The organism is Burkholderia latens (assembly GCF_001718795.1).
In the GTDB taxonomy this organism is placed as follows: Bacteria; Pseudomonadota; Gammaproteobacteria; order Burkholderiales; family Burkholderiaceae; genus Burkholderia; species Burkholderia latens_A.
On sequence record NZ_CP013435.1, the window covers coordinates 1,232,375 to 1,257,687 of the forward strand.

The following is a 25,313-nucleotide window of genomic DNA, read 5'->3' on the forward strand; positions in this document are numbered from 1 at the left end:
ATGGGCTGAATGACAGACGAAGACGCCCGGAGCGGCGTATTGACTGGCGACGAGTCTATCGTATTTCGCGGTCCGCAAAACCTGGCCTTTCGGACGAGGTTCGCCGCGGCGGTCCTTTTGCTATCCTTGGTGCTCCCGTTCGTGCGGCCCGGCCGCGCGACGCCCAGACACCCGCTTCATGCTCCATCTCTTCTATTCGAACCGTCACGAAACGCTGGCCGACGCGCTGCTCGACGACCTGGCCGCGTTTCCGGCCCGCAGCCCGTGGGCCCCGCAACAGGTGATCGTCCCGAGCGCGGCGCTGCGCCGCCGGCTCGAGCTCGACATCGCCGTGCGCCACGGCGTGTGCGCGAACGTCGAGTTTACGTACCTCGCGCAATGGCTGTGGGCGCAGATCGGTCGGGTGCTGACGGTGCCTGCGCGCTCGCCGTTCGCGCCCGACCGCCTCGTGTGGCGGTGCTACCGGCTGTTCGCGCAGGCCGCGGGCGGCGCGCCGTGGCTCGCGTCGCGGCGGCTCGCCGCGTATCTGTCCGCGTCCGACGACGCGATGCGCTACGAGCTGGCGCAGCGCGTTGCCGCGGTGCTCGATCATTACCTGACCTACCGGCCCGAATGGCTGGCCGCATGGCAGGCCGGCGAATCGGTGCTGGCGGGCGACGCCGCACCGCGCGGGATCAGCGACGCCGCACGTGACGACGAGCAGTGGCAGGCCGCGCTGTGGCGTGCGCTGCTCGCTGAACTGAGCGACAGCGGCACGCCGCCCGCACATCGCTTTCTCGTCGAAGCGCGCCACCTCGATGCCGAAACCGTCGCGCGCGCGGCGTGGCCGGAATCGGTCAGCGTGTTCGCGCTGCCGACGATGCCGCCGCTGCACGTTGCGCTGCTGCGCGAGCTGTCGCGGTGGATCGACGTGCGCGTCTATGCGCTGAACCCGTGCCGCGAATTCTGGTTCGATATCGTCACGGCCGCGCATGCCGAGGCGCTCGATGCAGCCGGCCGGCTCGACTATCAGGAAGTCGGCCATCCGCTGCTTGCGGAGTGGGGCCGGCAGACGCAGGCGCAGTTGCACATGCTGCATGAGCTGACTGAAAGCGCTGCGTCAGGCGATGCGTCGCGGTACGTTGCGAATCCGGCGCCGACCTGGCTTGCGCGCGTGCAGAACGCGATTCTCGAGCTGCAGCCGGAAGCCGAGCTCGGCGACGCGCCGGCCGAGCGCGGGATCGAGGTGCACGTGTGTCACAGCCTCGCACGTCAGCTCGAGGTGCTGCACGACCGCCTGCTCGCGTGGTTCGATGCCGACTCGACGCTGCAGCCGTCCGACGTGCTCGTGGCGGTCGCTGATCTCGCGGCGGCGGGCCCGCTGATCGACGCGGTATTCGGCACGGCGGGTAGCGGCGGCGCGCGTGTGCCTTACCGGATCACCGGGCTGCCGCCGTCGCAGGCGAACCCGATCGCGCGCGTGCTGCTCGAATGGCTCGCATTGCCGGAGCGGCAGGTCGGCGCGCCGGAACTGGTCGAGTGGCTGCGCGTCGACGCAGTGGCCGCGCGCTACGGGATCGACGCGGCCGCGCTGGAAACGGTGCAAACGTGGCTCGCCGCCGCCGGCGCACGCCGCGGGCTCTCGCCGGCGGCGAGCGACGATGCGGCTGTGCCGGCGCCGCGCCATACGTTCTCCGATGCGCTCGCGCGACTGTTCCTCGGCTATGCGATGCCCGAAGGCGCGGCGCCTGTCGGCGCGTGGCTGCCGATCGAGGCGGCCACCGGCAGCGAGGCAGAACTGCTCGGCCGGCTCGCCCGTTTCACCGACGATCTCGACGGTTTCGCGCGGCGGCTTGCCGACGCGCACACGCCGCGCGCGTGGAGCGAGCTGTTCGCCGACACGCTGGCGCGATTTTTCGACTCCGGCGCCGCTTATGCGGATGCGCTCGCGGGTGTGCGCGACGCGCTCGACGCGATGCTTGCCGCGATGACGGAAGGCGCGCCCGACGAAGCATTGCCCGCGGCCGTCGTGCGCGCGGGGCTGGCGGCCGCGCTCGACGATCCGGCGCGCGGCGGCGTGCCGTGGGGCGGCGTCACGTTCTCGTCGCTGACAAGCCTGCGCGGGCTGCCGTACCGTGTGGTGTGCCTGCTCGGGATGGACGACGGCGTGCTGCCGAGTCTGGCGCGCGCCGACGAATTCGACCTGATGGCCGTACTGCCGAAGCTTGGCGACCGGCAGCGTCGCGACGACGAGCGCAACCTGTTCCTCGACCTGCTGCTCGCCGCGCGCGACCGGCTGCTGATCGCGTACACCGGCCGCAGCATTCGCGACAACGCGCCACTGCCGCCCGCGGCGCTCGTCGACGAACTGCTCGATCACCTCGCAATCGTCACAGCGGGCGCGGATGCCGCGCCGGACGAGGTCGATGCCGCGCGCCGCGCGTTCATCGTCGAGCATCCGCTGCAGCCGTTCGCGGCCGAGTATTTCCGGCCGGGGAGCGAACTGGTGTCGTACGACGCCGAGCGTGCGGCGCTCGCGTCGCTGCTGGCGGCCGAAACGGCGCGGGAGCAGCCGTTCTTCGCGCAGCCGCTGCCGGCGGAGCCGGTCGAACCCGTCGCGTTCAGCGAATTCGAGCGTTTCTGGCGGCATCCCGCCCGCGCGCTGCTGCGCGCGCGGCTCGGCATCGTGCTGTCCGACGCGCAGTCCGAACTGCTCGACACCGAGCCGTTCGCGCTGGACTTCGCGGGCAGCGATGCGCTTGCCGAGCGCGTGTTGCCGCTTTTGATTGAAACGGAGGAAGGCGGCGCACACGACCACGCGCTGCGCATCGCGGATGCCAGCCCGGAACTGCCGGGCGGCGCGACGGGCGCAGTCTGGCGCGACCAGGCGCTCGACTCGATGATGCAACTGGCGTCGAGCGTGCGCCGCGCACTGGCCGACGGAGCGGAGCGGCGGCCGTTCACGCTCGAGATCGCACCTGCATGGCCCGACACCGGCCACGCGCTGTTCGGCGCCGATGAAGCGATGCTGTCCGAAGATGCGGTGAGCGCGCCGCTCGAACTGCACGGCACGCTGAACAGGGTGACGCCGGCCGGCCAGATCATTTATCGCTACGCACGGCCGAGCGCGCGCGACTACCTGTCCGCGTGGCTCGCGCACCTCGTCTACTGCGCGGTGGAGCCCGGCGGCCCGCGCCGCACGCTGTGGTTCGGCAGCGGCGGCGCGTTCGAACTCACGCCCGTCGCGGCGCCGCTCGAACACCTCGGGCCGTTGGCCGCACTGTTCCGCGCGGGCCGGCGCATGCCGCTGCGATTCTTTCCGCGCAGTGCGTGGGCGCGCGTGTTCGACGGCGAGGCCAAGGCCGCGACGGTGTGGATCAACGAACGCGTGGCGAGCGAAGCCGACGATCCGGCCATCGCGATCGCATGGCGGGGCGCCCGTCCGTCGCTCGACGAGCCGTTCAGCACGCTCGCGCGGCTCGTGTTCGAGCCGATGCGGGAACATCTGAAGGAGGACGCATGAGCGCCGCAACCCGGCCACAGGCGGCGCTCGAACTCGACGTGTTCGCGTGCCCGCTCGATGGCGTCAACCAGATCGAGGCGTCCGCCGGTACCGGCAAGACGTGGAACATCTGCGCGCTCTACGTGCGCCTGCTGCTCGAAAAGGATCTCGGTGCGGACGAAATCCTCGTCGTCACGTTTACCAAGGCGGCAACGGCGGAATTGCATGAACGGATCCGCGGGCGGCTCGCGCAGCTCGCACATGCGCTCGATACCGGCGACGACGGCGGCGATCCATTCGTCGCGCGGCTGGTCGAGACGACGCTCGGAGAGGCGGGCGCGCTCGATCCGGAGACGGCGGCGAAGCGGATCCGCCGAGCGCTGCGTGCATTCGACCAGGCGGCGATCCACACGATCCACGCGTTCTGTCAGCGTGCGTTGCAGGAAGCGCCGTTCGCGGCTGCCATGCCGTTCGCGTTCGACATGCAGGCGGACGATGCGGCGCTGCGCTTCGAACTCGCGGCGGACTTCTGGCGCACGCGCGTCGAACCGATGGCCGGCCGCTGGCCGGGCTTCGCGACCTGGCTCGTCGATTCGGGGGCGGGGCCGGCCGCGCTGGATGCGCAACTCGCACGGCGGCTGAAGAAGCCGCTCGCTGCGCTGCGTTGGGACGGCGTCGTCGAGCCGGACGAATCGGCGGAGGCCGCTGCCGACGAATGTTTTGCCGAGGCCGCGCGGATGTGGGCCGACGAGCGCGACGCGATCGACGCGTTGCTGCGCACCGCGCAGCCCGCGCTGAACCAGCGCTCGCACAAGCCGGATGCAGTCGCGGACGCACTCGCTGCGTGGTCCGCGCATTTCGCACGGGGCAATGCGCAGGCCGCGCTTCCGAAAGCCGCGCTCAAGCTGACGCGCACCGCGCTCGTGAAAGCGACGAAGAAAGGCGGCGCAACGCCCGAACACGCGTTCTTCGACGTGGCCGATGCGCTCGAAGCGGCAGTGGCCGCGGCCGAGGCCGCGCAGCGCGGGCGCTGGCTCGCACTGATCGCCGAGTGGCTCGACACGGCACCGGCCGAGCTGGCCGAGCGCAAGCGCACGCGTCGAATCGTGTCGTTCGACGACCTGCTCGCGAATCTGTACCACGCACTGCATGCGCATCCGTGGCTCGCGGACACGCTGCGCGCACGCTATCCTGCCGCACTGATCGACGAATTTCAGGATACCGACCCGCTGCAGTTCGCGATCTTCGACCGGATCTTCGCGCCGGGCGGCCCGCTCTTTCTCGTCGGCGATCCGAAGCAGGCGATCTACAGTTTCCGTGCAGCGGATCTGCACACCTATCTCGCTGCGCGCGCAAGCGCGAGCGCGTGCTACACGCTCGCCGTCAACCAGCGCTCGACGCCTGCGATCGTCGATGCGTGCAACCGCTTCTTCATGTCGAACCCGCGCGCGTTCGTGCTCGACGGGCTCGACTACTACGCGGTTCGGGCGGGCACGCGCGTGCGTCCGCCGTTTGTCGACGAGACCGATTCCGGGCCGGGCGGCGATTTCCGGATCTGGTCGCTGCCGGGCGGCGACGGCACGCTGCTCAAGCGCGACGCGCAGGCGCAGGCCGCGCAGGCATGTGCTGCCGAGATCGCGCGCCTGATGCGCGGCGCACGCGAAGGGCATGCGCGGCTCGGCGACACGCCGTTGTCGCCGGGCGATATCGCGGTGCTGGTGCAGACGCACCGGCAGGGCAGCCTCGTGAAGCGTGTGCTCGCCACGTGGGGAATCGGCAGCGTCGAACTCGCGCAGGCATCGGTGTTTTCGACCGGCGACGCGGAGCAGCTCGAGCGCGTGCTGGCGGCGATCGACGCGCCGGGCGATCTGCGGCGGCTGCGCGCAGCACTCGCGGCCGACTGGTTCGGCCTGGACGCTGGCGCGCTGTGGCGCATGGAGCAGGGCGACGGCGACGCGTCGCGCGAAGCGGCAGACAGTGCGGATGCGATGAGCTGGGTCGAGCGCTTCTCGCGCTATCGACTGCTGTGGCGCGAACGGGGTTTTGCGGTGATGTGGCGCACGTTCACGCGAGAGCTGCGGATCGCCGAACGTCTGATGGCCGGTGCGGACGGCGAGCGTCGCGTGACCGACATCAACCATCTGGCCGAACTGACGCAGGCACGCGCGTCCGCGCAGCCGGGCATCGCGCCGACGCTGCGCTGGCTTGCCGCGCAACGGCTCGACGGCGGCGGCGAGGAAGCCCAGCTGCGTCTCGAATCCGATCGCAACCTCGTGCAGATCGTGACCGTGCACAAGTCGAAGGGCCTCGAATACGCGGTCGTCTTCTGTCCGTTCCTGAACGATGGCGCGTTGCGCGAGCCGCCCGCGTCGGGGTTGCCCGACGCGCGCGAATATCACGACGATGCGGGCGATGCGGTCCTGCATTACGGCTGCGACGACGCAGCCGCCGAGCATGCAGCGCGTCAGGCATTGCGGGAGCAGGCGGCGGAGCGCGCGCGGCTCGTCTACGTGGCGCTCACGCGTGCGGTCTATCGGTGCTATCTCGTCGCCGGGCCGTATCTGTCGTCGCGCTCGACCCGCGAGGCGCGGCGCAGCGTGCTGAACTGGCTCGTGGCCGGCGCCGGCCAGACGTTCGACGCGTGGCTCGACGAGCCGCCCGACGAAGCGGTGCTGGACGCGGCGTGGCAAGCGCTGGCCGGCGGGCCGGTGAGCGTCGCGCCGTTGCCGGTGCCGGTGCGCCGCGAACGGCTTGCGGCCGGCCACGATGCGTCGCAGACGCTCGCGGCGCGCCATGCGACACGCGTGCTGCGCGATGCGTGGCGGATGGCGAGCTTCAGTTCGCTGACCGCGTCGATGGCGCGCGAGGAGGCGGGCGTCGCGGTCGTGCCGGACGACGAATTGCGTCCCGATCACGATGCGCTCGCGGCGGTGACGCCCGACGGTGCGTTCGCGCTGGAAGATGCGGTTGCGACCGAGCCGCCCGACGACGACATCCTCGTGTTCCCGCGCGGCGCGGCGGCAGGCGAGTGCCTGCACCGCCTGTTCGAGCTCAGCCGGTTTGCGGAGCCCGATTCCTGGCATCAGGCCGCGCTCGGTGCACTGCATGACCGGCCGGTCGAGGCCGAGCCCGAACTCGCCGCGCGGCTGCCCGCGATGATGGCGCGGCTCGTCGGCGACGTCGTGCAAACGGAACTCGTGCCGGGCATGCGGCTTGCGGATCTCGATCCCGCGAAGCGTCTCGACGAAATGGGGTTCCTGTTTCCGGCGCCGTCGCTGGATCTGGGCGCGCTGCGCCGGCTGCTGGTCGCGTACGGCTATCCGGACGTTGCGCTGGACGCGGGCATGCTGGCCGGTTTCATCAAGGGTTTCATCGACATGATCGTCGAACATGACGGCCGGTTCTGGATCGTCGACTGGAAGTCGAACCACCTCGGCAATACGCCCGATGCGTACGGCCCGCGCGCGCTCGACGTCGCGATGGCCGATCATGCGTATCACTTGCAGGCACTGCTTTATACGGTCGCGCTGCATCGCTATCTGCGCGGGCGATTGCCCGACTACGACTACGACGCGCACATCGCGGGCTACCTGTATCTGTTCGTTCGCGGTGTGCGGCCCGACTGGCGCAGCGGCGGCGAGCCGGCCGGCGTGCACGCGCGGCGGCCCGCGCGCGAACTCGTCGACGCGCTCGACAGGATGATGGAAGGGGGCCGCGCATGAACGCGCCCGACGATACGCTCGAATTCGCCGGCGGCCTCGTCGCGCGTCTGCCCGAGCCCGCGGATTTCGGCATTGCGCTCGCGGAAGGATTTGCACGCCGTATCGGTGAACTGTCGCGCCGCGCGGGGGCGCCAGCCGCCGCCGCGCGTTGGGCGGCGCGTGCCGCGTTCGCGGCGAGCCGCGCGACCGCGGCTGGCCATGTGTGCGTATCGCTTGCCGCACTTGCGCAACGCTACGACGAATCGGTCGACAACGTGCGCGCGGCGCTTGCGGCGAGCGGGCTGGTGGCGTTCGGCGCGCTCGCGCGCGGCGACGAGCGGCCGCTGATCGTCGACCGGCACGATCATCTATACCTGTCGCGCTATTTCGACTACGAGCGGCGGCTCGCCGATGCGCTGGTCGCGCAGGCCGGCGTCGCCGCGCCGGCCGATGCGCTGGCGCCCGAACGGCTGCGCGACAGCCTCGAGCGTTATTTCGGGCCGGCGACGGGCGACGTGGACTGGCAACGCGTCGCGGCGATCGTTGCGCTGACGGGGCGTGTGACCATCGTCAGCGGCGGCCCCGGCACCGGCAAGACGACTACCGTCGTCGGCGTGCTCGCATGTCTGCTGGACGCGCATCCGGGCCTGCGCATCGCGCTGGCGGCGCCGACCGGCAAAGCTGCGCAGCGAATGCAGGAAGCGCTGCATGCGCGTGCGGGCGACCTGCCGCCGGAACTGGCCGCGCGGCTGCCCGACACGTCGTACACACTCCATCGCCTGCTCGGCGGCGGCGGGGCGGCGGGCTTCCGTCATCATCGCGACAATCCGCTGCCGTACGACTTGATCGTCGTTGACGAGGCGTCGATGATCGACGTCGCGCTCGCCGCGCATCTCCTCGACGCGCTCGCGCCGGGCGCGCGGCTCGTGCTGCTCGGCGACAAGGATCAGCTCGCCGCGGTCGAGGCCGGCGCGGTGTTCGCGGAACTCAGTGCGCGGCCGACGTTCACGCCCGCGGCGCGTGCCCGGATCGCGGAGGCGCTCGGGATCGACGAGGCGGCATTCGTTGCCGCGTTGCCAGTGCCTGACGGCGACACGGCAGGCGAGGTTGACGCCCGAATGCCGGCTTCGGCCTCCGCCCCGGCTTCGGCTTCGGCTTCGGCTTCAAATCCACCCACCGCATCGTTGCCCGCGACGGCCGCACGCAAGCCGGCAGCACGGCGGCATGTGGATGCGCGCCAGGCGTCGCTGTTTGACGACGAGCCGTCGGACGAACCGCCGGGTCGTGCCGACATCGCGCCGCCCGCGGCTTCACCGCCACTCGCGCAGCCGACGCCGGCCGACACCGACGCCGGGAACGGAGTTGCAGCGTCCGATCCCGCATGGATCGAGGCCGACGAACTTGCATGGCTCGATGCGGTCGAGCTTGCGCCGTTCGATCCTGCGCTCGCCCCGGCTGCCGCACCGCGAGCCGACGACATCGCCGCAGCGTCGCCCGCACCCGCACCGCTCGCGGACTGCGTCGTATGGCTCGAACGCAACTACCGCTTCGGGCTCGACTCGCCGATCGGCCGCCTGTCGCTCGCGATCCGTCGCGGCGACGTGCAGGCCGCGCTCGATGCACTGCCTGCCGACGATACCGCGGCCGCGTCGTTCCACGACGACGCGGGCGATACGCTGTCGGCGTCGACGGTCGAGCGGCTGGCGCGCCGGTTCGGCGCATATCTCGATGCATTGCGTACTGCGTTGTCCGAGCCGGTGCCCGATCCGTTGCCGTTGTTCGATGCGCTCAACCGCTTCCGGATCCTGTGCGCGACGCGCGCGGGTGCGCGAGGCGCCGAGCACGTCAATACGCTGGTGGCGACGCACGTGCGGCATGTCGCACGCGTGCCGCTCGCGGTCGGCGCACACTGGTTCGCCGGGCGGCCTGTCATGGTCACGCGCAACGACTACGCACTCGGCCTGTTCAACGGCGACATCGGCATTGCGTTGCCGGACGCGCACGGCGTGCTGCGCGTGTGGTTCCGGCGTGCCGACGGCACCGCGCGGGCGGTTTCGCCCGCCGCGCTGCCGCCGCACGAAACCGCATTCGCGCTGACGGTCCATAAATCGCAGGGCTCCGAATTCGACGAGGCTGCGCTCGTGCTGCCGGCATCGTTCGGCCGCGTGCTCACGCGCGAGCTCGTCTATACGGCCGTCACGCGCGCTCGTACGCGCGTGCAGGTGATCGGCCCGCGACGCGTGCTCGCACAGGCGGTCGCGACGCGCACACAACGCGATTCGGGCCTCGCCGCCCGTGTGGACGAGGCGCTCGCGCGGCGCCGCAGGGAGACGTCGCGATGATGATCCGCTATAGGCTCGATCCGGCCGAAGTCGAGTGGACCGCCGTGCGCGCGCAGGGCGCCGGCGGCCAGAACGTCAACAAGGTGTCGAGCGCGATTCATCTGCGCTTCGACATCCGCGCGTCGTCGCTGCCGCCTGTCATCAAGGAGCGGCTTCTCGCGCTGTCCGACCAGCGCATCACGCGCGACGGGGTCGTCGTAATCAAGTCGCAGGAATACCGCACGCAGGAGAAAAACCGCGAGGCCGCGCTCGCGCGGCTCGATGCGCTGATCGGCAGCGTTGCGTTCACGCCGCGAGCGCGGGTCGCGACGCGGCCGACGCGCGCATCGAAGGAGCGGCGACTCGAGCACAAGTCGCGCCGCAGCATGGTGAAGTCGGGAAGGGGAAGGGTGATCGACTGACGCAATGCGGGCTCGGCGAGCGCAGTGCGCGAATGTCCGTCGCCAAGCGCTATCGCATCACGGTTCCCGCGCTGTCGAGTACGAAGTCGACGCAGAACACGACGAGACGCCCCTGCGCACGGATCGCGACCGCGGCGGTGTAGCAGTCGCGGCCTTCGGTCAGCGAGAAGTGCGGGCCCATCAATGCGACGCGCCCCGGCGCCGCGATCGCACGCTGGAAATATGGGCGTCGCGACCAGTTGCTGTGCGTTTCGGGAAACAGCGGTGCGAGTCGCGTGCCGCCTGCAAGGCTGTCTTCCGGATGTGCGCTGATCGACGGCAGGAACTGTTCGCCGATCTCGTCGGTAACGAACACGCGTCGCGCAGCCGGTACCGCGAATACGCGTCGCGCGGCGTCCTGCAGGTTGCCGCTTGCGGAAAATGCGGTCGCGCCGGCGAGCACGAGTCGCTCGATCGCATCGAAGCCGGGCTGCTCGGCGATCGCGGGCGTATGCCGCCGCGCGATGAAGCGTTGCCATGCGGCGTCGAGCATCGCCGGTGCCGCGGCGCTCGCGTGCGCGATCGATGCGTCGGGCTGGCCGAACTGGAAGCCCTGCACGAAATCGATGTCGGCCTCCATGAGCGTCTGCAGCGCGTCGTCGCTTTCGACACCCTCGGCAAGCACCATCGCGCCGGCCTGATGCAGCATCGATACGAGGTGATGCATGATCCGGCGATCGTCGGCCGACGCGTTCGCCCGCTCGACGAGCGAGCGGTCGAGCTTGACGATATCGGGCCTTGCGCGCCACACGCGATCGAAATTCGAGAAGCCGGTGCCGAAATCGTCGATCGCGATCAGGAAGTCGCGATGCTGGATCATGTCGATCGTGCGCGCGAGCGCGGCTTCGTCGCGCGACGGCTGCTCGACGACTTCAAGCACGATCCGGTTCGGCGGCAGCGCGAAATGCCGGCACAGCGCCTCGACGAATTCCCGCTGCACGAGGCCCGAATCGAGTACGCGCGGCGTCACGTTCAGGAACAGCCAGCCGTCGCCGATTCCTTGCGCGACGAAGTTGGCCGTGTGCAGACAGCGGGCGAGCCGGTCGAGCAGCAGCGCATCCGCGGCGGCGCGCGTCTTGTCGAACAGCGCGACGGGCGACACCAGCGTGCCGTTCGGATCGACGACGCGCAGCAATGCTTCGTACCCGACTACGCGCTTGTGCGTGATCGACAGCACGGGTTGAAACACGCTGCGCAGCGTCGTGTCGCGGTACGTGGCGATCCAGCCGCTGGGTGTCGGCGTGAGGCGTTCGAGCAGGGAATCGAGCGAGAGGTCGCGGGAGGGCTTCATGTCAACGGGCGCCCGGCGGCGAACGAAGGGGGATGTCGTGCCGCCACGCAAAAGCCGTCGCACGCGCAGGTGGACGCGAAAAAACGTGGTGCATCGTGACCGCCTTCTGCGGATGAGTGTCTCGAGTGTAACGGGAATGGCGCGGCGCGCGTATCAGGGTAACTCCAGACGCAAACGCTACACCGGCGTTCGCGCCACGCGGCCGGCGCCGGAATGCGGGACGGAAAGGCCGCCGTACCGCTCAGGCCGCTTCGCCGCCGCGCGAACCGAACCCGGGAATCCGCTTGATCACGCCAGTCGCGAGCGCGGTGCCGACCAGCACGATCGCGCAGCCTTCGATCATGACGACCGAAACGTGTTCGCCGAGAAACAGCGCACCCCACAGCAGGCCGAACACCGGGATCACGAACGTTACGGTGATCGCGCGGGCGGGGCCGACATGAGCAATCAGATAAAAGAAGATGAAGTAAGCGATGCCCGTACACGCGACGCCCAGCGCGAGCACGGCGCCCCACGCATGTGCGCCGACCGCGGTCGCCGGCCAGGTCGCAATCGCGAACGGGAGCAACAGCACGGTGGAGCCGATCATGCTGCCGGTCGCGTTGACGAGCGGATCGACGCCGCTAAGCTTGCGCTTCGTGTAGTTGGCCGCGATGCCGTACAGCAGCGTCGCGCCGAGCGCGGCGGCGGCTGCCAGCGCGGTTGCGCTCGCACCGGCGCTGCCATGCGCGTTCGCGATCTGATCCCATACGAGCGTGAGCACGCCGGCAAAACCGATCACGAGGCCGAGCGCACGCGGGAGCGACAGCTTGTCCTTGAGCCACAGATACGCGACGAGCGCGCCCCACAGCGGCGTCGTCGCGTTGATCACCGACGTCACGCCGGCCGACAGCGTCAGTTCGGCATAGGCGAACAGGCAGAACGGCGCGCCCGAGTTCAGCACGCCGACGACGAACAATGGCCACGCGTGCCGGCGCAGCCGCGCACCGAGCTCCGCGGGTTTGAAGCGCGTCAGCGCGAGGCCGGTGAGGAACAGCGCGCCGATACCCACCCGCAGCGCCATCAACGGCGCGACGCCGAGTTCGGCGACGCCCACCCGGATGAACAGGAACGACGCGCCCCACAGGGCGGCGAGGACGGTCAGCAGAAATGCGTTCTTGGGCGACATCGGCGGGGCGGGCAGGGACGGGATGCGATGAATCTTACACCGCGTTACCGAGGCGTCGTTTCACGATCGGATGAAACGACAAGAAACGGACGATCCACGTCGTTCACGTGCCGCCGGCGCGAACCCGCCCGGCAGCCGAGCGCGGGCCGGCTCGTTCGCTCAATGATGGCGCCAGCCCCCGCGTCCGCCGAAGCCGAAGTTCAGCGACAGCGCCGGGCCCCAGTAACCGCCCCATGCCGGCGCATAGACGGGCGCCGGATAGTAGTACGCAGGGCCGGGGTCGACGTACACGGGCGCGGGCTGGACCGGCGCGGCCGTGTAATAGCCGGACGGATAGTAGCCGTAAGGGTAATAGCAGCCCGCGAGTGTCGCGCACGCGACCGCCGCGGCGACGAGGGTCCTGTTCATGATGTCTCTCCGGCGCGGCCGGCAATCGGCAGATGCTTAAGCTTAGGCCGTCGAACGATGACAGGGGGCGCAAAACGGTAACGGATCATTTCCGCACAGGATCGCGCGCCTCGCCGCCCCCGGCGCGCCGCGCGATGCAAAAACGGCGCTTCCGCATCGCGGAAACGCCGTCCGATGGAACCGCCTCGCGCCCGGAGCCGCGGGCGCGGCCCGGCTTACTTGCCGATCTGGTTGCCGATGAGGCCGCCTGCGGCCGCGCCGCCGAGCGTCGACAGCGCATTGCCACCGATCGCCGCGCCCGCTACACCGCCGACCCCGGCACCGATTGCCGTATCGCGCTGGCGCCGCGACATCGAATCGCAGGCCGACAGGCTGGCTACCGTCGCAACGAGCAGCGCGCATACCCCAAAACGCCGAATCGAATAGCTCATGATCGTTGTCCTTGTGGTAGTGAATGGGAGGTCGCGCGACCGGCTCGCGGCCGCGCATGAACCCAATCTACGCGCCGCCTCCTGCGGCTGCTGTAAGGACTTGTTAAGGCGCTTGCGGTTTCGTAATCAATTGTTTCGCGGGCCGTCACAGGCACGCCCGATGCGGGCGCGCCCGCAAAAAAGCCCGCTCGGAAGCGGGCTTCGTTCAGTGCGCGAAGACGCGGCCCGCATGGACCGCATCGCTCGCTCGCCGGATTACTGGCGGTGGTAGATCTCGGCGCCGGTCTTCACGAATTCGACGGCCTTGACCTCCATCCCCTTCTGCAGCGCCTCGCTTTCGGACACCCCTTGCTGCGCCGCGAACTCGCGCACGTCCTGCGTGATCTTCATCGAGCAGAAGTGCGGGCCGCACATCGAGCAGAAATGCGCGACCTTCGCCGAATCCTTCGGCAAGGTTTCGTCGTGGAATTCGCGCGCCTTGTCCGGATCGAGGCCGAGGTTGAACTGGTCTTCCCAACGGAACTCGAAGCGCGCCTTCGACAGGGCGTTGTCGCGCACCTGCGCACCGGGATGGCCCTTGGCGAGGTCGGCCGCATGCGCGGCGAGCTTGTACGTGATGATCCCTTCCTTCACGTCGTCCTTGTTCGGCAGCCCGAGGTGTTCCTTCGGCGTCACGTAGCACAGCATCGCGGTGCCGAACCAGCCGATCATCGCGGCGCCGATGCCCGACGTGATGTGGTCGTAGCCCGGCGCGATGTCGGTGGTCAGCGGCCCGAGCGTGTAGAACGGCGCTTCCTTGCACCAGTCGAGCTGGAGATCCATGTTCTCCTTGATCAGCTGCATCGGCACGTGGCCGGGGCCTTCGATCATCACCTGCACGTCGTGCTTCCACGCAATCTGCGTGAGCTCGCCGAGCGTCTTCAGCTCGCCGAGCTGTGCTTCGTCGTTCGCATCGTAGATCGAGCCGGGCCGCAGGCCGTCGCCGAGCGAGAAGCTCACGTCGTACGCCTTCATGATCTCGCAGATCTCTTCGAAGTGTTCGTACAGGAAGCTTTCCTTGTGATGCGCGAGACACCACTTCGCCATGATCGAGCCGCCGCGCGACACGATGCCCGTCATCCGGTTCGCGGTGAGCGGCACGTACTGCAGGCGCACGCCGGCATGGATCGTGAAGTAGTCGACGCCTTGTTCGGCTTGCTCGATCAGCGTGTCGCGGAAGATTTCCCACGTGAGGTCCTCGGCCTTGCCGTTGACCTTTTCGAGCGCCTGATAGATCGGCACCGTGCCGATCGGCACCGGGCTGTTGCGGATGATCCACTCGCGCGTTTCATGGATGTGCTTGCCGGTCGACAGGTCCATCACCGTGTCGCCGCCCCAGCGGATCGCCCACGTCATCTTGTCGACTTCCTCGCCGATCGACGACGTGACGGCCGAATTGCCGATGTTCGCGTTGATCTTTACGAGGAAGTTGCGGCCGATGATCATCGGCTCCGATTCCGGGTGATTGATGTTCGCGGGGATGATTGCGCGGCCGCGCGCGACTTCGTCGCGCACGAACTCGGGCGTGATCTCGGTCAGTGCGTTCGCGCCGAAGGCCGCGGCGCCGAACGCCTGGCCCGGGTGCTGACGGCCCATCATCGCGGCGAGCTTCGCGCCGTTCGGGCCGCTCGACTTCAGGCTCTCGATGTATTCGGCGCGGCGCTGGTTCTCGCGGATCGCGATGTATTCCATTTCCGGCGTGATGATGCCCTGACGCGCGTAGTGCATCTGCGTGACGTTCTTGCCGGCCTGCGCGCGGCGCGGGTTGCGGTGCAGGCCCGGGAAACGCAGGTCGGCGGTGGCCGGGTCGGCAGCGCGCTCGCGGCCGTACCGGCTCGACAGGCCGTCGAGCACCTCGGTGTCACCGCGCGCTTCGATCCAGCGCTGGCGCAGCGCGGGCAAGCCCGCGCGAATGTCGATCTTCGCGTCCGGATCGGTGTACGGGCCCGACGTGTCGTATACGTAGATCGGCGGATTCTTTTCGCCGCCGAAGCCGGTCGGGGTGTCGGCCTGCGTGATCTCGCGCATCGGCACGCGGATGTCGGGCTGCGAGCCGGTTACATAAACCTTTCGCGAATTGGGCAGCGGGGCGACGGCAGCGGCGTCGACGTGAGCGTCGGCAGACAGAAACTTCGGATTGGCGTTCATGCAATCTCCTGTGCGGGCGCCGGACACGCGCGGCGGCGCTTGCCCGGAGCCCTTGACGAATTGGGGGGCTCGAGCTAAGCTGGAGACGAGGCTTGGTGAGGCGGCGGATTCGTCAGAAGAGTGGCGGCGGAATCCGTACGCTTCCCTGCGCTGGCATTATCCAGATCAGGTTCAAAGGGTATTTCTCACCCGCAATGCCGGTTGTTTGACCGAACGCATTGCAGGACCCCCGCGTTAGCAAGGGCACACGATACACCGGCTTGGCGGCGGTTTCAACCGGCGACGCCAGCATGCGCGGGCACCGGTCCGCGCATGCTGGCGTCGCGTGCCGACGGTGCGCTGCATCATCGATAGCCGTTGCCCGCGCCGGCCATGCGGCCGGCAGTGGCGTAGCAGTGCAGCATCGCGATGGCGTCCGGCCGGTCGAAAAATATTTTCGGACCGGCTGTCATTTCCTGCGACGTCGTCCGTCTATTGGGCTCCTCAAACCCATGTTTCGGAGAAATGTCATGAAAAACGTACTGGTCGCCGCCTGCGTCGCCGCTTTCGCCACCCTTGCAACGGGCGCGTATGCGCAGAACGACGCGATGTCGCAAAACGGTTCGTCGATGTCGAAGGATGCGATGGGCCACGACGCGATGGCGAAGGATGGCGCGATGAAGAAGGGCGCCATGAAGAAGCATGCGATGAAGAAGGACGCGATGTCGCACGACGCGATGGGCAAGTCGTCGGGCGACAAGATGGCGCCGTCCAACTGACGCCGCCGGCGCGGGCGGCCGGCGCGTGCTCGACGATCGCCGGCCGCGCGCGCCGCGTCTTGTCTCGTTGCGTTTGTTCGACCCGTTTCGGGAGTGTTCATCATGCAAACCGTCCCCGCCACGAACCGCGCGGCCGCCGCGCCGCCCGCGCGCCCGATTCATCCGCTATGGGTGCGCGTGAGCCACTGGCTCAACGCGCTCGCGGCGATCCTGATGGCGCTGTCGGGCTGGCGAATCTACGACGCATCGCCGATCTATCCGTCATTCACGTTTGCCCACGGCATCACGCTCGGCGGCTGGCTCGGCGGCGCGCTGCAATGGCATTTCGCGGCGATGTGGCTGCTCGTCGGCAACGGGCTGTTCTATCTGACGATGGCAATCGCGACCGGACGCCTCGCGCGCAAGATGCTGCCCGTCACGCCGGCGTCGGTGTGGCGAGACGTGCGCGCCGCGTTGCGCGGGCGCCTCGCGCACGACGATTTGAGCGTCTACAACGCCGTGCAGCGTGCCGCGTACCTGATCGCGATCGTCGATCTGATCGTACTGGTGCTGTCGGGGCTGACGATCTGGAAGTCGGTGCAGTTCCCGCTTCTGCGCGAACTGTTCGGCGGCTACGACAACGCACGCGTCGTGCATTTCTGGGCGATGTCGCTGCTGGTTGCGTTCTTCGTCGTGCACGTCGCGATGGCGCTGCTCGTGCCGCGCTCGCTGCTGGCGATGCTGCGCGGCCGCTGATCCGTCGAATCCCGGACGAAGGAAATCATCATGTCGGAATCCGAAATCAAGCGCGACGATTCGCGCTGGGCGCTCGACCGCCACTCGCTCGCGCTCGACGTGCGCCGCGAGCTGGAAATGCCGTCGCGGCGGCTGTTCAACCGGCGCATCCTGACGCTCGGCGGCCTGACGATGCTGACCGGCTGCACGCTGCATGACGATGCATCGGTCAACACGTTTCTGGAGCGCGTATCGCGGCTGAACGATCGCGTGCAGGCATGGCTCTTCAGCGGCGAGCGGCTCGCGCCGACTTACACCGAAGCCGACATCACGCGGCCGTTCCCGTTCAACGCGTACTACGGCATCGACGACGTGCCGCATGTCGACGCGTCGACGTACCGGCTCGTGCTGTCGGGCCGCGTGACCGGCAAGCGCGTGTGGACGCTCGACGAACTGTACGCGCTGCCGCACGCGGAGCAGATCACGCGGCATATCTGCGTCGAAGGATGGAGTGCGATCGGCCGCTGGGGCGGCACGCCGTTCGGTGCGTTTCTCGCACGCGCCGGCGCCGATACGCACGCGAAATACGTCGGCTTCAAATGCGCGGACGATTACTACGAAAGCATCGACATGCCAACCGCGCTGCATCCGCAAACGCTGCTCGCGTTCGAATACGACGGCCGTCGCTTGCCGCCGGAGTTCGGTTTTCCGATGAAGCTGCGAATGCCGACGAAGCTCGGCTACAAAAATCCGAAGCACATCATGGAAATCTTCGTGACCGACACCTATCCGGGCGGCTACTGGGTCGACCAGGGCTACAACTGGTTCGGCGGATCGTGAGCGGCGCACGCGCCGTGACGCGTGCGTTACGCGGATTCGCGCACCTTCAGCTCGACGCGCAGGCCGACCGCCGCGGCCATGTTCACGAGCGCGTCGAGCCCGAACAGGTTGATCTTGCCGCGCAGCAGATCGGACACGCGCGGCTGCGTGACGCCGAGCGGCTTCGCGGCCTGAGCCGGGCTGAGCTCGAGCGGCGCGATGCGCTGCTTGAGCGCGATCATCAGTTCGGAGCGCAGCTTCATGTTGCGGGCGTCGGCCGGCCGGCTTTCGATTGCGTGCCACACGCTCGCATGCCGTTCGTTGCTCATCGTTTCGTTTCCAACGTCAGTGCCCGGTAGCGCCGGGCGGCCGGCGCGATATCGGCCTGACAGGTGCGCGCCGACTGCGTGCGAGAGCGGTGCAGCACGTAGATCGCGTCGGCGAACGTCGCGACGTGGATGATCCGGAATGCGCCGCTTGCATCCCCCAGGCGGATTTCTCGTACGCCAGGCCCGACGTTGCGCATCGGCTTCCAGTCGGCGGGTGTCATCCCGGGCTGCACCGGGTCGAACTGGTGACCGGCTTCATCGCGTGCCGGCAACGGAAAGCCGCGAAGCGCGTCCAGCCCGCTGCCCAAGAAAACGACCGGTTTCGGCGGAAGGAGGGCGGCAGCATACAAAATTTTGTATGCGTAGTGTCGGTGGAATCGGCAGGACGCCGGCCGCCGAAAGGGCATGCCGCGCGTCACAACGGTCACGCCATAAACGCAATGCGGCCCGTGAACCGCATGACCGGCCGTCGGCCCGAGGTGTCGATCGCGATGCGTGGACGAGCGCGGGGCTGCCTGCGCGACGCGTGTTCGGCCGCGGCTTCAGCGCGCGCGGTGGCCGCGAATGTCGCGCCGAAACATCAGTCGATATCCTTTCAGACAGGTCGGACGGTGCTTTCGAATCCTTGATGCCATAATGCCGAGCGTGTGCAACCGAAGCGGTTCACGCACGTTTTCTCGATCCTCTGCCGCCGCTCGCCGGTTTTCATTCGTCGCCGTTCGCACTGCCATGTCGTTCCGCACGTTCGCTTCCGCCTTCCTGGTCCCGTCGGGGCCGCTTGCCGGCCTCGCCGACGCCACCCAGCGGAGCACGCGACTCATCGTGCGGGCGGGCTGAACGATGACTCCGCTCGACCGCCTGCTCGATTTCCTCGCCCGCCTGCCGATCCGGATCCGTCTGCCGCAAAGCCGCGGCGGCCGCGTCGCGCTGGCCCTCGTGTTCATCTATTTCGTCTGGGGCTCGACGTACAGCGGGCTGCATTTCGCGCTGCAGTCGTTCCCGCCGCTGCTGCTGTCGGGGTTGCGCAACCTGCTCGGCGGCATCGGCCTGTTCATCTTCGCGCTGCGGCGCAAGCCCGAATGGCCGACGCTGCTGGAAATCCGCAACTCCGCGATCGTCGGCACGATGCTGGTCGCGCTGTCGTCGGGCACGATCGCGCTCGGGATGCGCACCGTCAGCAGCGGCTCGGCCGCGGTGATGGTCGCGACGGTGCCGCTGTTCGCGACCGTGATCGCGGCGGTCGCCGGGCGGCCGGTGACGAAGGGCGAGTGGGCGGCCGTCGCGCTCGGGATGGTCGGCATCGTCGTGCTGAACTCGGGCGGCGCGGCGGCCGCGAACTCGGCGCTCGGCACGATTTGCGTGCTGGCCGGCGCATTGTTCTGGGCGGGCGGCGCGCATCTTGCGACGCGGCTCAAGCTGCCGTCGGACCTGTTCCTGTCGACGTCGCTGCAGATCGGGCTTGGCGGCCTGATGTCCACGCTCGCCGCATGGCTGATGGGCGAGCGCATCGAGCAGGTCGCGGCGGCGCCGGTGTTCGCGTTCCTTTACCTGATGGTGTTCTGCACGATGGCCGCGTATGTCGCGTATGGCTACCTGATCCGCCATACGAGCCCGATCATCGCGAGCAGTTGCATGTACGTGAACCCGATCGTCGCGGTCGCGCTGGGCGCGCTGATGCTCGGCGAGCCGGTGACGACGGCGACGGTGGTCGCGACCGTCGCGATTCTGGGCAGCGTCGGGTTGTCGTTCGTGTTCGATCCCGCGCGCCGGCCTGCGGCGCACGCATCGGCCGACGTTTCGTCGGGCGCGGGCGCCGCCGCCGCCGAGTCGGCAGCGGTGCCGGCAGCTGCCCCGGATCAGCCCGCAATGTCCGATCCGGCGCCGATCCTCGCGCCTTCGGCGGTACCGCTCGCCGTGCCGGCGCCCGGCTCCGTCGTCGACCCGGCCGCCGTCATGGATCCCGCGCCGGCATTCACGCCGCCGCCGGACGGCGAACCGGCCGCGTCGCGCGCCGACGCGTGACGCCGGCGCGTCCGGCGAGGTTCAGCCGCGCCGTGCGCCCCGGGAATGACACCAGCCCGCGAGCGCGGTGAAGAGCAGGCCGGCCGTGCACATGCCGATCCAGCCGAATGCATGCCACGCGGCGACGCCGGCCGACGAGCCGAGCGCGCCGCCGATGAAGTAGCACACCATGTACACGGTGTTCACGCGGCTGCGCGCTTCGGGCTTCAGCGCGTAGATGCGCGACTGGTTCGAGATCTGCGCGGCCTGCACGCCGACGTCCAGCACGATCACGCCGATCACGAGCCCGATGAGGCTCGTCCCCGACAGCGCAAAAATCACGAACGATGCCGCGAGCAGCGCGATCGCGAGCGAGATGATCGCGCGCGGGCCGCGCTTGTCGGCGAAACGGCCCGCGTAAGGCGCGGCTAGCGCACCGGCCGCGCCGACGATGCCGAACAGTCCGGCGGCCTGCGGGCCGAGATGGAACGGCGCGCCGGCCAGCAGCAGCGTGAGCACCGGCCAGAAGGCGCTGAATGCGGCGAACAGCGCGGCGCCCGTCAGCGACGCCTCGCGCAGCCCGCGGAGTTCGATCGCCAGATGCCACATCGAGCCGAGCAACTTGCCGTACGACAGCGTCGACGTCGGCGTGCTGCGCGGCAGCCGCAGCACGATCACCGCGGCCAGCGCGACGAGCGCCGCAACGGATGCGCCGAACACGGCCCGCCAGCCGAAATATTCGGCGATGAAGCCGGCTGCGGTGCGGGCCAGCAGAATCCCGAGCAGCAGGCCGCTCATCACGGTCCCGACTGCCTGTCCGCGTTCGGCCGGCGGCGCGATCTCGGCCGCGAACGGCACGGCTTGCTGCGCGATCGTCGCGAGCACGCCGATCGCGAGGCTCGCGACCGCAAGCACCGCGAGCGAAGGGGCGCTCGCGGCGGCGATCAGCGCGATCGACAGGCCCGCGATCTGCAGCAGGATCAGCCCGCGGCGGTCGAAGCGGTCCCCGAGCGGCGCGAGCAGGAACATCCCGGCCGCGTAGCCGAGCTGTGTCGCGGTCGGCACCGCGCCGATCCACGACGCGCGATCGGGAAAGGCCGAGCGGAAGCTGTCGAGCAGCGGCTGGTTGTAGTAGATGTTCGCGACCGACACACCGGCGATCGTCGCGAGCAGCAACAGCAGGCTGCGCGAGTAATGGGGCGAGACGGCGTCGGTCGGACGGTCGGTGGAGGCGGAGGACATGGCTGCGACGGAACGGAGTGGGGCGGCGCGCGGGCGTGCGGCCCGACTGCGGTTGCGCGGGCGGCCGTAGTGCCGATCGAGGCTGCCGATCATACCGGAGCAGCGGAAATTCTGCGTTGCCGGGCGGATGCGGAGCCGGGCGGTTGGACCGCCTGAAGGCGGACGTCGGTGGCCGGAAGGCGGAAGGCGGAAGGCGGAAGGCGGACAGAAAGCCGACTGCCCGCCCGGCGCGCTGGCGGCTCGACGGCGTGCGTGAGCGCCCACAATCGTCCGCAGTCGCAATCCGCCGCAACGCATCGCGACGGACATCACCCGCCGTCACGCGGGAGCGATGCACGGTCAGTCGACCAGTTCCCCATTCGGTTCATAGAACGGATACGGTCCGTCGCCTTCGTCCACATACACATGATGGGACGTCATTCCCGCGTCCGGCGTATGGAGGTGCACCGCGAACGCCGGCGGTTCGAGCCGGAACGCGGATGGCGCATCCGCGCGCACGTCGAAGGCGACCTGATGCGCGGGCGCCGGCACGGCCGACGCGAGCGTGCCGCCGAAGCGCGTGAACATCGTCCGATGCACGTGCCCGCACAGCACCCGTTCGACGTTCGGGTAGCCGCGTAGCAGCGCATCGAGTTTCGCGGCAGCGGCGGGTGCGAGACGCAGTGCGTCCATATGGCCGATTCCCGATACGAACGGCGGGTGATGCAGCGCGACGATCACCGCCCGGTCGCGCGCTGCGTCCAGCTGCGCGGCGAGCCACGCAAGCCGTGCGTCGCACAGGTCGCCGTGGCTCGTGCCGGGCACCTGCGAATCGAGCGCGAGCACACGCACGTCGCCCACGTCGAGCGCGTACTGCACGAACTTGCCGCCGTGCAGTTCGGGACGATCGGCGAACGCGCGGCGCAGTCCCGCACGATCGTCGTGGTTGCCGACCATCAGGTAATACGGAATTTCGAGCGGCGCGAGCAGCTCGCGCAGATGGCGGTATTCGTCGTCGTGACCGAAATCGGTCAAGTCGCCCGTGATGAGCACCGCGTCGGGCCGCGGCACCAGCGCGTTCAGCTTCGAGATGCAGCGCGCGAGCGCGGCGGCCGTGTCGACGCGCCGGTACGCGAGCTGGCCCGGACGCTTGATATGAAGATCGCTGATTTGAGCAAGCAGCATCGTCGTTCCTCGGAATGTCTGGTTATCGTGGGGGCAGTACTACGCGGCAAGCGCGATCAGCCCTTCCGCCGCGATTGCGACCCCGACCGCCGTGCCGCGCGCAAGCTCGATGCGGCCCGGCACGTCGACTACGAGCGCGTCGGGCGCCGCGTGCTCGATCGTGAGTCGCGTGCGCTCGCCCAGGAACGCGCACGCACCGATTGCGCCGCGCAGCGGCGCATGCGCGGGATCGGCGAGCTGCGCGTCTTCCGGCCGGAAGAACCACTCGTCGGCGGCGTACGGCGTCGCGATCGAACCGCCCGTCGTCACGAGTGCGCCGTCGCGCCATTGTCCCGCAAGCCGGTTCAGCGTGCCGATGAACTGCGCGACCGTGCGGTTCGCCGGCCGATAGTAGATGTCGCGCGGCGTACCGATCTGCTCGATACGGCCTGCGCCCATCACGACGATCCGGTCGCCGAGCTCCATCGCCTCGGCCTGGTCATGCGTCACGTAGACGGTCGTCACGCCCAGCTCGCGCAGCAGCGCATTCATGTCGCGGCGCAGCACGTCGCGCAGCTTCGCGTCGAGCGCGGTCAGCGGCTCGTCGAGCAGCAGCACGCGCGGGCGCACCGCGAGCGCGCGCGCCAGCGCGACCCGCTGGCGCTGGCCGCCGGACAGTTGATCGACCGGTTTATCCGCATGCGCGTCGAGCCGCATCATCGCGAGCAGTTCGTCGACGCGCTCGCGCAGCGCGCGCGGATCGGTCTTGCGGATCTTGAGTCCGTAGCCCACGTTGCCGCGCACCGTCAGGTTCGGAAACAGCGCGTAGTTCTGGAACACCATGCCAACCTGGCGGCGTTCGATCGGCAGCGCGGTGACGTCGTCGTTGCCGAACGCGATCGTGCCGCCGGCGTCCGGCGTGTCGAGGCCCGCGATCAGGCGCAGCGTCGTCGTCTTGCCGCAGCCCGACGGGCCGAGCAGCACGAGCGTTTCGCCCGCGCCGATCGACAGGTCGAGCGGTTCGAGCACGCGCGTGCCGCGGAACGTTTTCGCGCAGCGGGTCAGGGTGATCGGAGTGGAATCGAGTTTCATGGGAGCGAGAAGTTCTGCACGGGTTCAGCGCGGGCGGCGCTTCACCGCGCGCGTGCCGGACGGATCGACGCCGAGCCACTGCATCGCGACGAGCAGCGGCAGCGTCATCAGCAGGAACACGATCGTGTAAGCGCTGCCGACTTCGAGACGCAGCGACGCATATGTATCGGCGAGCCCGACGGGCAGCGTTTTGGTGTCGGGCGTATGCAGCATCCACGTCAGGTTGAATTCGCCGATCGACAGCGTGAGCACCGCGAGCGCGCCCGCGACGATCCCGGGGCGCAGGTTCGGCAGCACGATCGTGATGAAGCGCGTGACGAACGACGCGCCGAGGCTCGCCGCGCCTTCCTCGAGCGTGCGCAGGTCGGCGCCGGCCGCGACCGCTGCGACTGCGCGCACCATGAACGGCAGCGTGAACACGACGTGGCCGACGACGATGAACCACAGGCTCATCCGGAACGCGGTGAAGCCGCCGTAGACGACCAGCAGCGCGAGCGCCGACGCGAGTCCGGGCAGCGCGACGGGCAGCACGAGCGCCTCCTCGATCGCGCGGGCCGCGCGACTCTTGCTGCGCGCGAGCGCATAGCCGGCCGGCACGCCGATCGCGAGCACGATCGCGAGCGTCGCGAACGCGACGCCGAGCGACAGCGCGACCGAACCCTGGTATTGCTGCCACACCTGTTCGAGCCAGCGCAGCGTCAGGCCGCTAGACAGTCCGCGGAAATAGTTGACGGTGAGGCCCGCGAGCACCGACATCACGACGGGCACGATCAGGAATGCGCACAACAGCAGCGTGATGCTCCATTGCAGCGCGGCGATCGCGCGCGCGCCGGACACGCGCGGCGCACGCCGTGCGACGCTGCTCGCATGCGACGACGCTGGCGCCGGCGACGGCGAGGACGAACCGGAAAGCGATTGCATGAAGGATTCCTCAGGCCGCGGCAGCGGCGGTGTGTCCGGTGAAGCGGCGTGCGAGCGCGAGCACGGCCCACGTCACGATGCCGAGCACGATCGACAGTCCGGCCGCCGTCGCGATGTTCGCGTTCAGCGTGAACTCGGTATAGATCGTCATCGGCAGAACGTTCAGGTCGGTAGCGAGCGTAAACGCGGTGCCGAACGCGCCCATCGCGGTTGCGAAGCAGATCGCGCCGGCCGCGATCAGGCCAGGCGCGAGCGCCGGCAGCACGATGTCGACGAAGATGCGCCACGGCGACGCGCCGAGCGAGCGCGCGGCTTCCTCGAGCGACGCGTCGAGCTTCGACGCGGCCGCGATCACGGTGACGATCACGCGTGGAATCGAGAAGTACAGGTAGCCGACGAACAGCCCCGCCACCGAATACGCGAACACCCATTTGTCGCCGGTCAGCTTCGCGGACAGCATCCCGATCAGCCCCTGCCGGCCGGCGAGCATGATCACCATGAAGCCGACCACGACGCCGGGGAACGCGAGCGGGAAGGTGAGCAGCGCGAGCAGCACGCGTTTGCCGGCGAATTCGCGGCGCGCGAGCAGCAGCCCGGAGATCGTCGACAGCGCGAGCGTCGCGAGCGTGACGCCGGCCGACAGCGCGACCGTTTCGCCGAGGCTTTTCATGTAGCGCGCGTTGCCGAGCAGCGCCGCGTACTGCGTGAAGAATGCGCCGTCGGCGGACACCCGCACGAGCGACACCATCGGCAGCAGCCAGAACGCGGCGAACACCGCCAGGGCTGGCGCGACGAGCACGACGCGCCAGCGCAACGGGAAAGTCAGGTCGAGCATGACGTCGTCC

General features: G+C 69.0%; 20 protein-coding genes and 1 riboswitch. Of the genes, 8 read left to right on the plus strand and 12 right to left on the minus strand.

Annotated features, from left to right (window positions below):
- The first annotated feature begins 178 nt into the window (after positions 1-178).
- The 4 genes from recC to arfB are packed head-to-tail and all read left to right on the plus strand — an operon-like array spanning position 179 to position 9,925.
- Positions 179-3,502: an exodeoxyribonuclease V subunit gamma gene (gene recC, locus WK25_RS05780; protein WP_069241158.1), complete on the plus strand. Its 3,324-nt coding sequence runs from the start codon at positions 179-181 to the stop codon at positions 3,500-3,502.
- Complete coding sequence (recB, locus tag WK25_RS05785; RefSeq protein ID WP_069241159.1) at positions 3,499-7,203, plus strand: exodeoxyribonuclease V subunit beta; 3,705 nt, start codon at positions 3,499-3,501, stop codon at positions 7,201-7,203. Before recC ends, recB begins: the two co-directional genes overlap by 4 nt.
- On the plus strand, positions 7,200-9,524 hold the full coding sequence (locus WK25_RS05790; RefSeq protein ID WP_069241160.1) for an AAA family ATPase: 2,325 nt from the start codon (positions 7,200-7,202) through the stop codon (positions 9,522-9,524). The genes recB and WK25_RS05790 overlap by 4 nt, the downstream gene beginning before the upstream one ends.
- Positions 9,521-9,925: an alternative ribosome rescue aminoacyl-tRNA hydrolase ArfB gene (gene arfB, locus WK25_RS05795; protein ID WP_069241161.1), complete on the plus strand. Its 405-nt coding sequence runs from the start codon at positions 9,521-9,523 to the stop codon at positions 9,923-9,925. The genes WK25_RS05790 and arfB overlap by 4 nt, the downstream gene beginning before the upstream one ends.
- A 49-nt stretch (positions 9,926-9,974) precedes the next feature.
- Here arfB and WK25_RS05800 read toward each other — a convergent pair whose 3' ends face one another.
- The 5 genes from WK25_RS05800 to thiC all read right to left on the minus strand — a co-directional run bounded on the left by WK25_RS05800 (position 9,975) and on the right by thiC (position 15,449).
- Positions 9,975-11,255: an EAL domain-containing protein gene (locus WK25_RS05800; RefSeq protein ID WP_040143840.1), complete on the minus strand. Its 1,281-nt coding sequence runs from the start codon at positions 11,253-11,255 to the stop codon at positions 9,975-9,977.
- Positions 11,256-11,496: 241 nt separating this feature from the next.
- Complete coding sequence (locus WK25_RS05805; protein WP_040143841.1) at positions 11,497-12,423, minus strand: DMT family transporter; 927 nt, start codon at positions 12,421-12,423, stop codon at positions 11,497-11,499.
- Positions 12,424-12,582: 159 nt separating this feature from the next.
- On the minus strand, positions 12,583-12,831 hold the full coding sequence (locus WK25_RS05810) for a hypothetical protein (protein WP_069241162.1): 249 nt from the start codon (positions 12,829-12,831) through the stop codon (positions 12,583-12,585).
- Positions 12,832-13,046: 215 nt separating this feature from the next.
- A complete protein-coding gene (locus WK25_RS05815; protein WP_040143843.1) occupies positions 13,047-13,262 on the minus strand; it encodes a glycine zipper 2TM domain-containing protein in 216 nt (71 codons plus the stop codon).
- Between the two features lie 255 nt (positions 13,263-13,517).
- Positions 13,518-15,449, minus strand: coding sequence for a phosphomethylpyrimidine synthase ThiC (gene thiC, locus WK25_RS05820; RefSeq protein WP_040143844.1), 1,932 nt, complete (start codon positions 15,447-15,449; stop codon positions 13,518-13,520).
- Between the two features lie 124 nt (positions 15,450-15,573).
- Positions 15,574-15,690, minus strand: a riboswitch (TPP riboswitch).
- A 268-nt stretch (positions 15,691-15,958) separates the two neighbouring features.
- Here thiC and WK25_RS05825 point away from each other — a divergent pair.
- From WK25_RS05825 to WK25_RS05835, 3 genes are all read left to right on the plus strand, one after another.
- Positions 15,959-16,207 carry a pentapeptide MXKDX repeat protein gene (locus tag WK25_RS05825; protein WP_059543720.1) on the plus strand — a complete coding sequence of 83 codons (249 nt, stop codon included), beginning with the start codon at positions 15,959-15,961 and terminating at the stop codon, positions 16,205-16,207.
- A 102-nt stretch (positions 16,208-16,309) separates the two neighbouring features.
- Entirely contained in the window at positions 16,310-16,942 is a 633-nt protein-coding gene (locus WK25_RS05830; protein WP_040144910.1) for a cytochrome b/b6 domain-containing protein, read from the plus strand.
- A gap of 30 nt (positions 16,943-16,972) precedes the next feature.
- Positions 16,973-17,761, plus strand: a complete 789-nt coding sequence (locus WK25_RS05835) for a molybdopterin-dependent oxidoreductase (protein ID WP_069241163.1) — start codon at positions 16,973-16,975, stop codon at positions 17,759-17,761.
- Positions 17,762-17,787: 26 nt separating this feature from the next.
- On the opposite strand, the gene WK25_RS05840 is transcribed toward WK25_RS05835, so the two are convergent.
- Both WK25_RS05840 and WK25_RS05845 read right to left on the minus strand, forming a co-directional pair.
- Complete coding sequence (locus tag WK25_RS05840; RefSeq protein WP_059543716.1) at positions 17,788-18,069, minus strand: helix-turn-helix domain-containing protein; 282 nt, start codon at positions 18,067-18,069, stop codon at positions 17,788-17,790.
- Positions 18,066-18,377: a type II toxin-antitoxin system RelE/ParE family toxin gene (locus WK25_RS05845; RefSeq protein ID WP_413464094.1), complete on the minus strand. Its 312-nt coding sequence runs from the start codon at positions 18,375-18,377 to the stop codon at positions 18,066-18,068. Before WK25_RS05845 ends, WK25_RS05840 begins: the two co-directional genes overlap by 4 nt.
- A gap of 532 nt (positions 18,378-18,909) precedes the next feature.
- Between WK25_RS05845 and WK25_RS05850 the strand changes: the two genes are divergently transcribed.
- The gene (locus WK25_RS05850; RefSeq protein ID WP_069241165.1) at positions 18,910-20,091 is read left to right on the plus strand and encodes an EamA family transporter; all 1,182 of its coding nucleotides are present in this window, start codon (positions 18,910-18,912) and stop codon (positions 20,089-20,091) included.
- 21 nt (positions 20,092-20,112) lie between these two features.
- On the opposite strand, the gene WK25_RS05855 is transcribed toward WK25_RS05850, so the two are convergent.
- The 5 genes from WK25_RS05855 to WK25_RS05875 form a co-directional block, all read right to left on the minus strand.
- A complete protein-coding gene (locus tag WK25_RS05855) occupies positions 20,113-21,312 on the minus strand; it encodes an MFS transporter (RefSeq protein WP_069241932.1) in 1,200 nt (399 codons plus the stop codon).
- A 339-nt stretch (positions 21,313-21,651) separates the two neighbouring features.
- Positions 21,652-22,476, minus strand: a complete 825-nt coding sequence (locus WK25_RS05860) for a phosphodiesterase (protein WP_069241166.1) — start codon at positions 22,474-22,476, stop codon at positions 21,652-21,654.
- Between the two features lie 39 nt (positions 22,477-22,515).
- Positions 22,516-23,547, minus strand: a complete 1,032-nt coding sequence (locus tag WK25_RS05865) for an ABC transporter ATP-binding protein (RefSeq protein ID WP_069241167.1) — start codon at positions 23,545-23,547, stop codon at positions 22,516-22,518.
- A 24-nt stretch (positions 23,548-23,571) separates the two neighbouring features.
- On the minus strand, positions 23,572-24,468 hold the full coding sequence (locus WK25_RS05870) for an ABC transporter permease (RefSeq protein WP_069241168.1): 897 nt from the start codon (positions 24,466-24,468) through the stop codon (positions 23,572-23,574).
- A 10-nt stretch (positions 24,469-24,478) separates the two neighbouring features.
- A complete protein-coding gene (locus WK25_RS05875; RefSeq protein WP_069241169.1) occupies positions 24,479-25,303 on the minus strand; it encodes an ABC transporter permease in 825 nt (274 codons plus the stop codon).
- Positions 25,304-25,313 lie beyond the last annotated feature (10 nt).

Excerpts from the sequence above, each read along its gene's own strand:
- recC (WP_069241158.1), top strand. The coding sequence starts at position 179 with ATGCTCCATCTCTTCTATTCGAACCGTCACGAAACGCTGGCCGACGCG.
- recB (WP_069241159.1), top strand. The coding sequence starts at position 3,499 with ATGAGCGCCGCAACCCGGCCACAGGCGGCGCTCGAACTCGACGTGTTC.
- WK25_RS05790 (WP_069241160.1), top strand. The coding sequence starts at position 7,200 with ATGAACGCGCCCGACGATACGCTCGAATTCGCCGGCGGCCTCGTCGCG.
- arfB (WP_069241161.1), top strand. The coding sequence starts at position 9,521 with ATGATGATCCGCTATAGGCTCGATCCGGCCGAAGTCGAGTGGACCGCC.
- WK25_RS05800 (WP_040143840.1), bottom strand. The coding sequence starts at position 11,255 with ATGAAGCCCTCCCGCGACCTCTCGCTCGATTCCCTGCTCGAACGCCTC.
- WK25_RS05805 (WP_040143841.1), bottom strand. The coding sequence starts at position 12,423 with ATGTCGCCCAAGAACGCATTTCTGCTGACCGTCCTCGCCGCCCTGTGG.
- WK25_RS05810 (WP_069241162.1), bottom strand. The coding sequence starts at position 12,831 with ATGAACAGGACCCTCGTCGCCGCGGCGGTCGCGTGCGCGACACTCGCG.
- WK25_RS05815 (WP_040143843.1), bottom strand. The coding sequence starts at position 13,262 with ATGAGCTATTCGATTCGGCGTTTTGGGGTATGCGCGCTGCTCGTTGCG.
- thiC (WP_040143844.1), bottom strand. The coding sequence starts at position 15,449 with ATGAACGCCAATCCGAAGTTTCTGTCTGCCGACGCTCACGTCGACGCC.
- WK25_RS05825 (WP_059543720.1), top strand. The coding sequence starts at position 15,959 with ATGAAAAACGTACTGGTCGCCGCCTGCGTCGCCGCTTTCGCCACCCTT.
- WK25_RS05830 (WP_040144910.1), top strand. The coding sequence starts at position 16,310 with ATGCAAACCGTCCCCGCCACGAACCGCGCGGCCGCCGCGCCGCCCGCG.
- WK25_RS05835 (WP_069241163.1), top strand. The coding sequence starts at position 16,973 with ATGTCGGAATCCGAAATCAAGCGCGACGATTCGCGCTGGGCGCTCGAC.
- WK25_RS05840 (WP_059543716.1), bottom strand. The coding sequence starts at position 18,069 with ATGAGCAACGAACGGCATGCGAGCGTGTGGCACGCAATCGAAAGCCGG.
- WK25_RS05850 (WP_069241165.1), top strand. The coding sequence starts at position 18,910 with ATGACTCCGCTCGACCGCCTGCTCGATTTCCTCGCCCGCCTGCCGATC.
- WK25_RS05855 (WP_069241932.1), bottom strand. The coding sequence starts at position 21,312 with ATGTCCTCCGCCTCCACCGACCGTCCGACCGACGCCGTCTCGCCCCAT.
- WK25_RS05860 (WP_069241166.1), bottom strand. The coding sequence starts at position 22,476 with ATGCTGCTTGCTCAAATCAGCGATCTTCATATCAAGCGTCCGGGCCAG.
- WK25_RS05865 (WP_069241167.1), bottom strand. The coding sequence starts at position 23,547 with ATGAAACTCGATTCCACTCCGATCACCCTGACCCGCTGCGCGAAAACG.
- WK25_RS05870 (WP_069241168.1), bottom strand. The coding sequence starts at position 24,468 with ATGCAATCGCTTTCCGGTTCGTCCTCGCCGTCGCCGGCGCCAGCGTCG.
- WK25_RS05875 (WP_069241169.1), bottom strand. The coding sequence starts at position 25,303 with ATGCTCGACCTGACTTTCCCGTTGCGCTGGCGCGTCGTGCTCGTCGCG.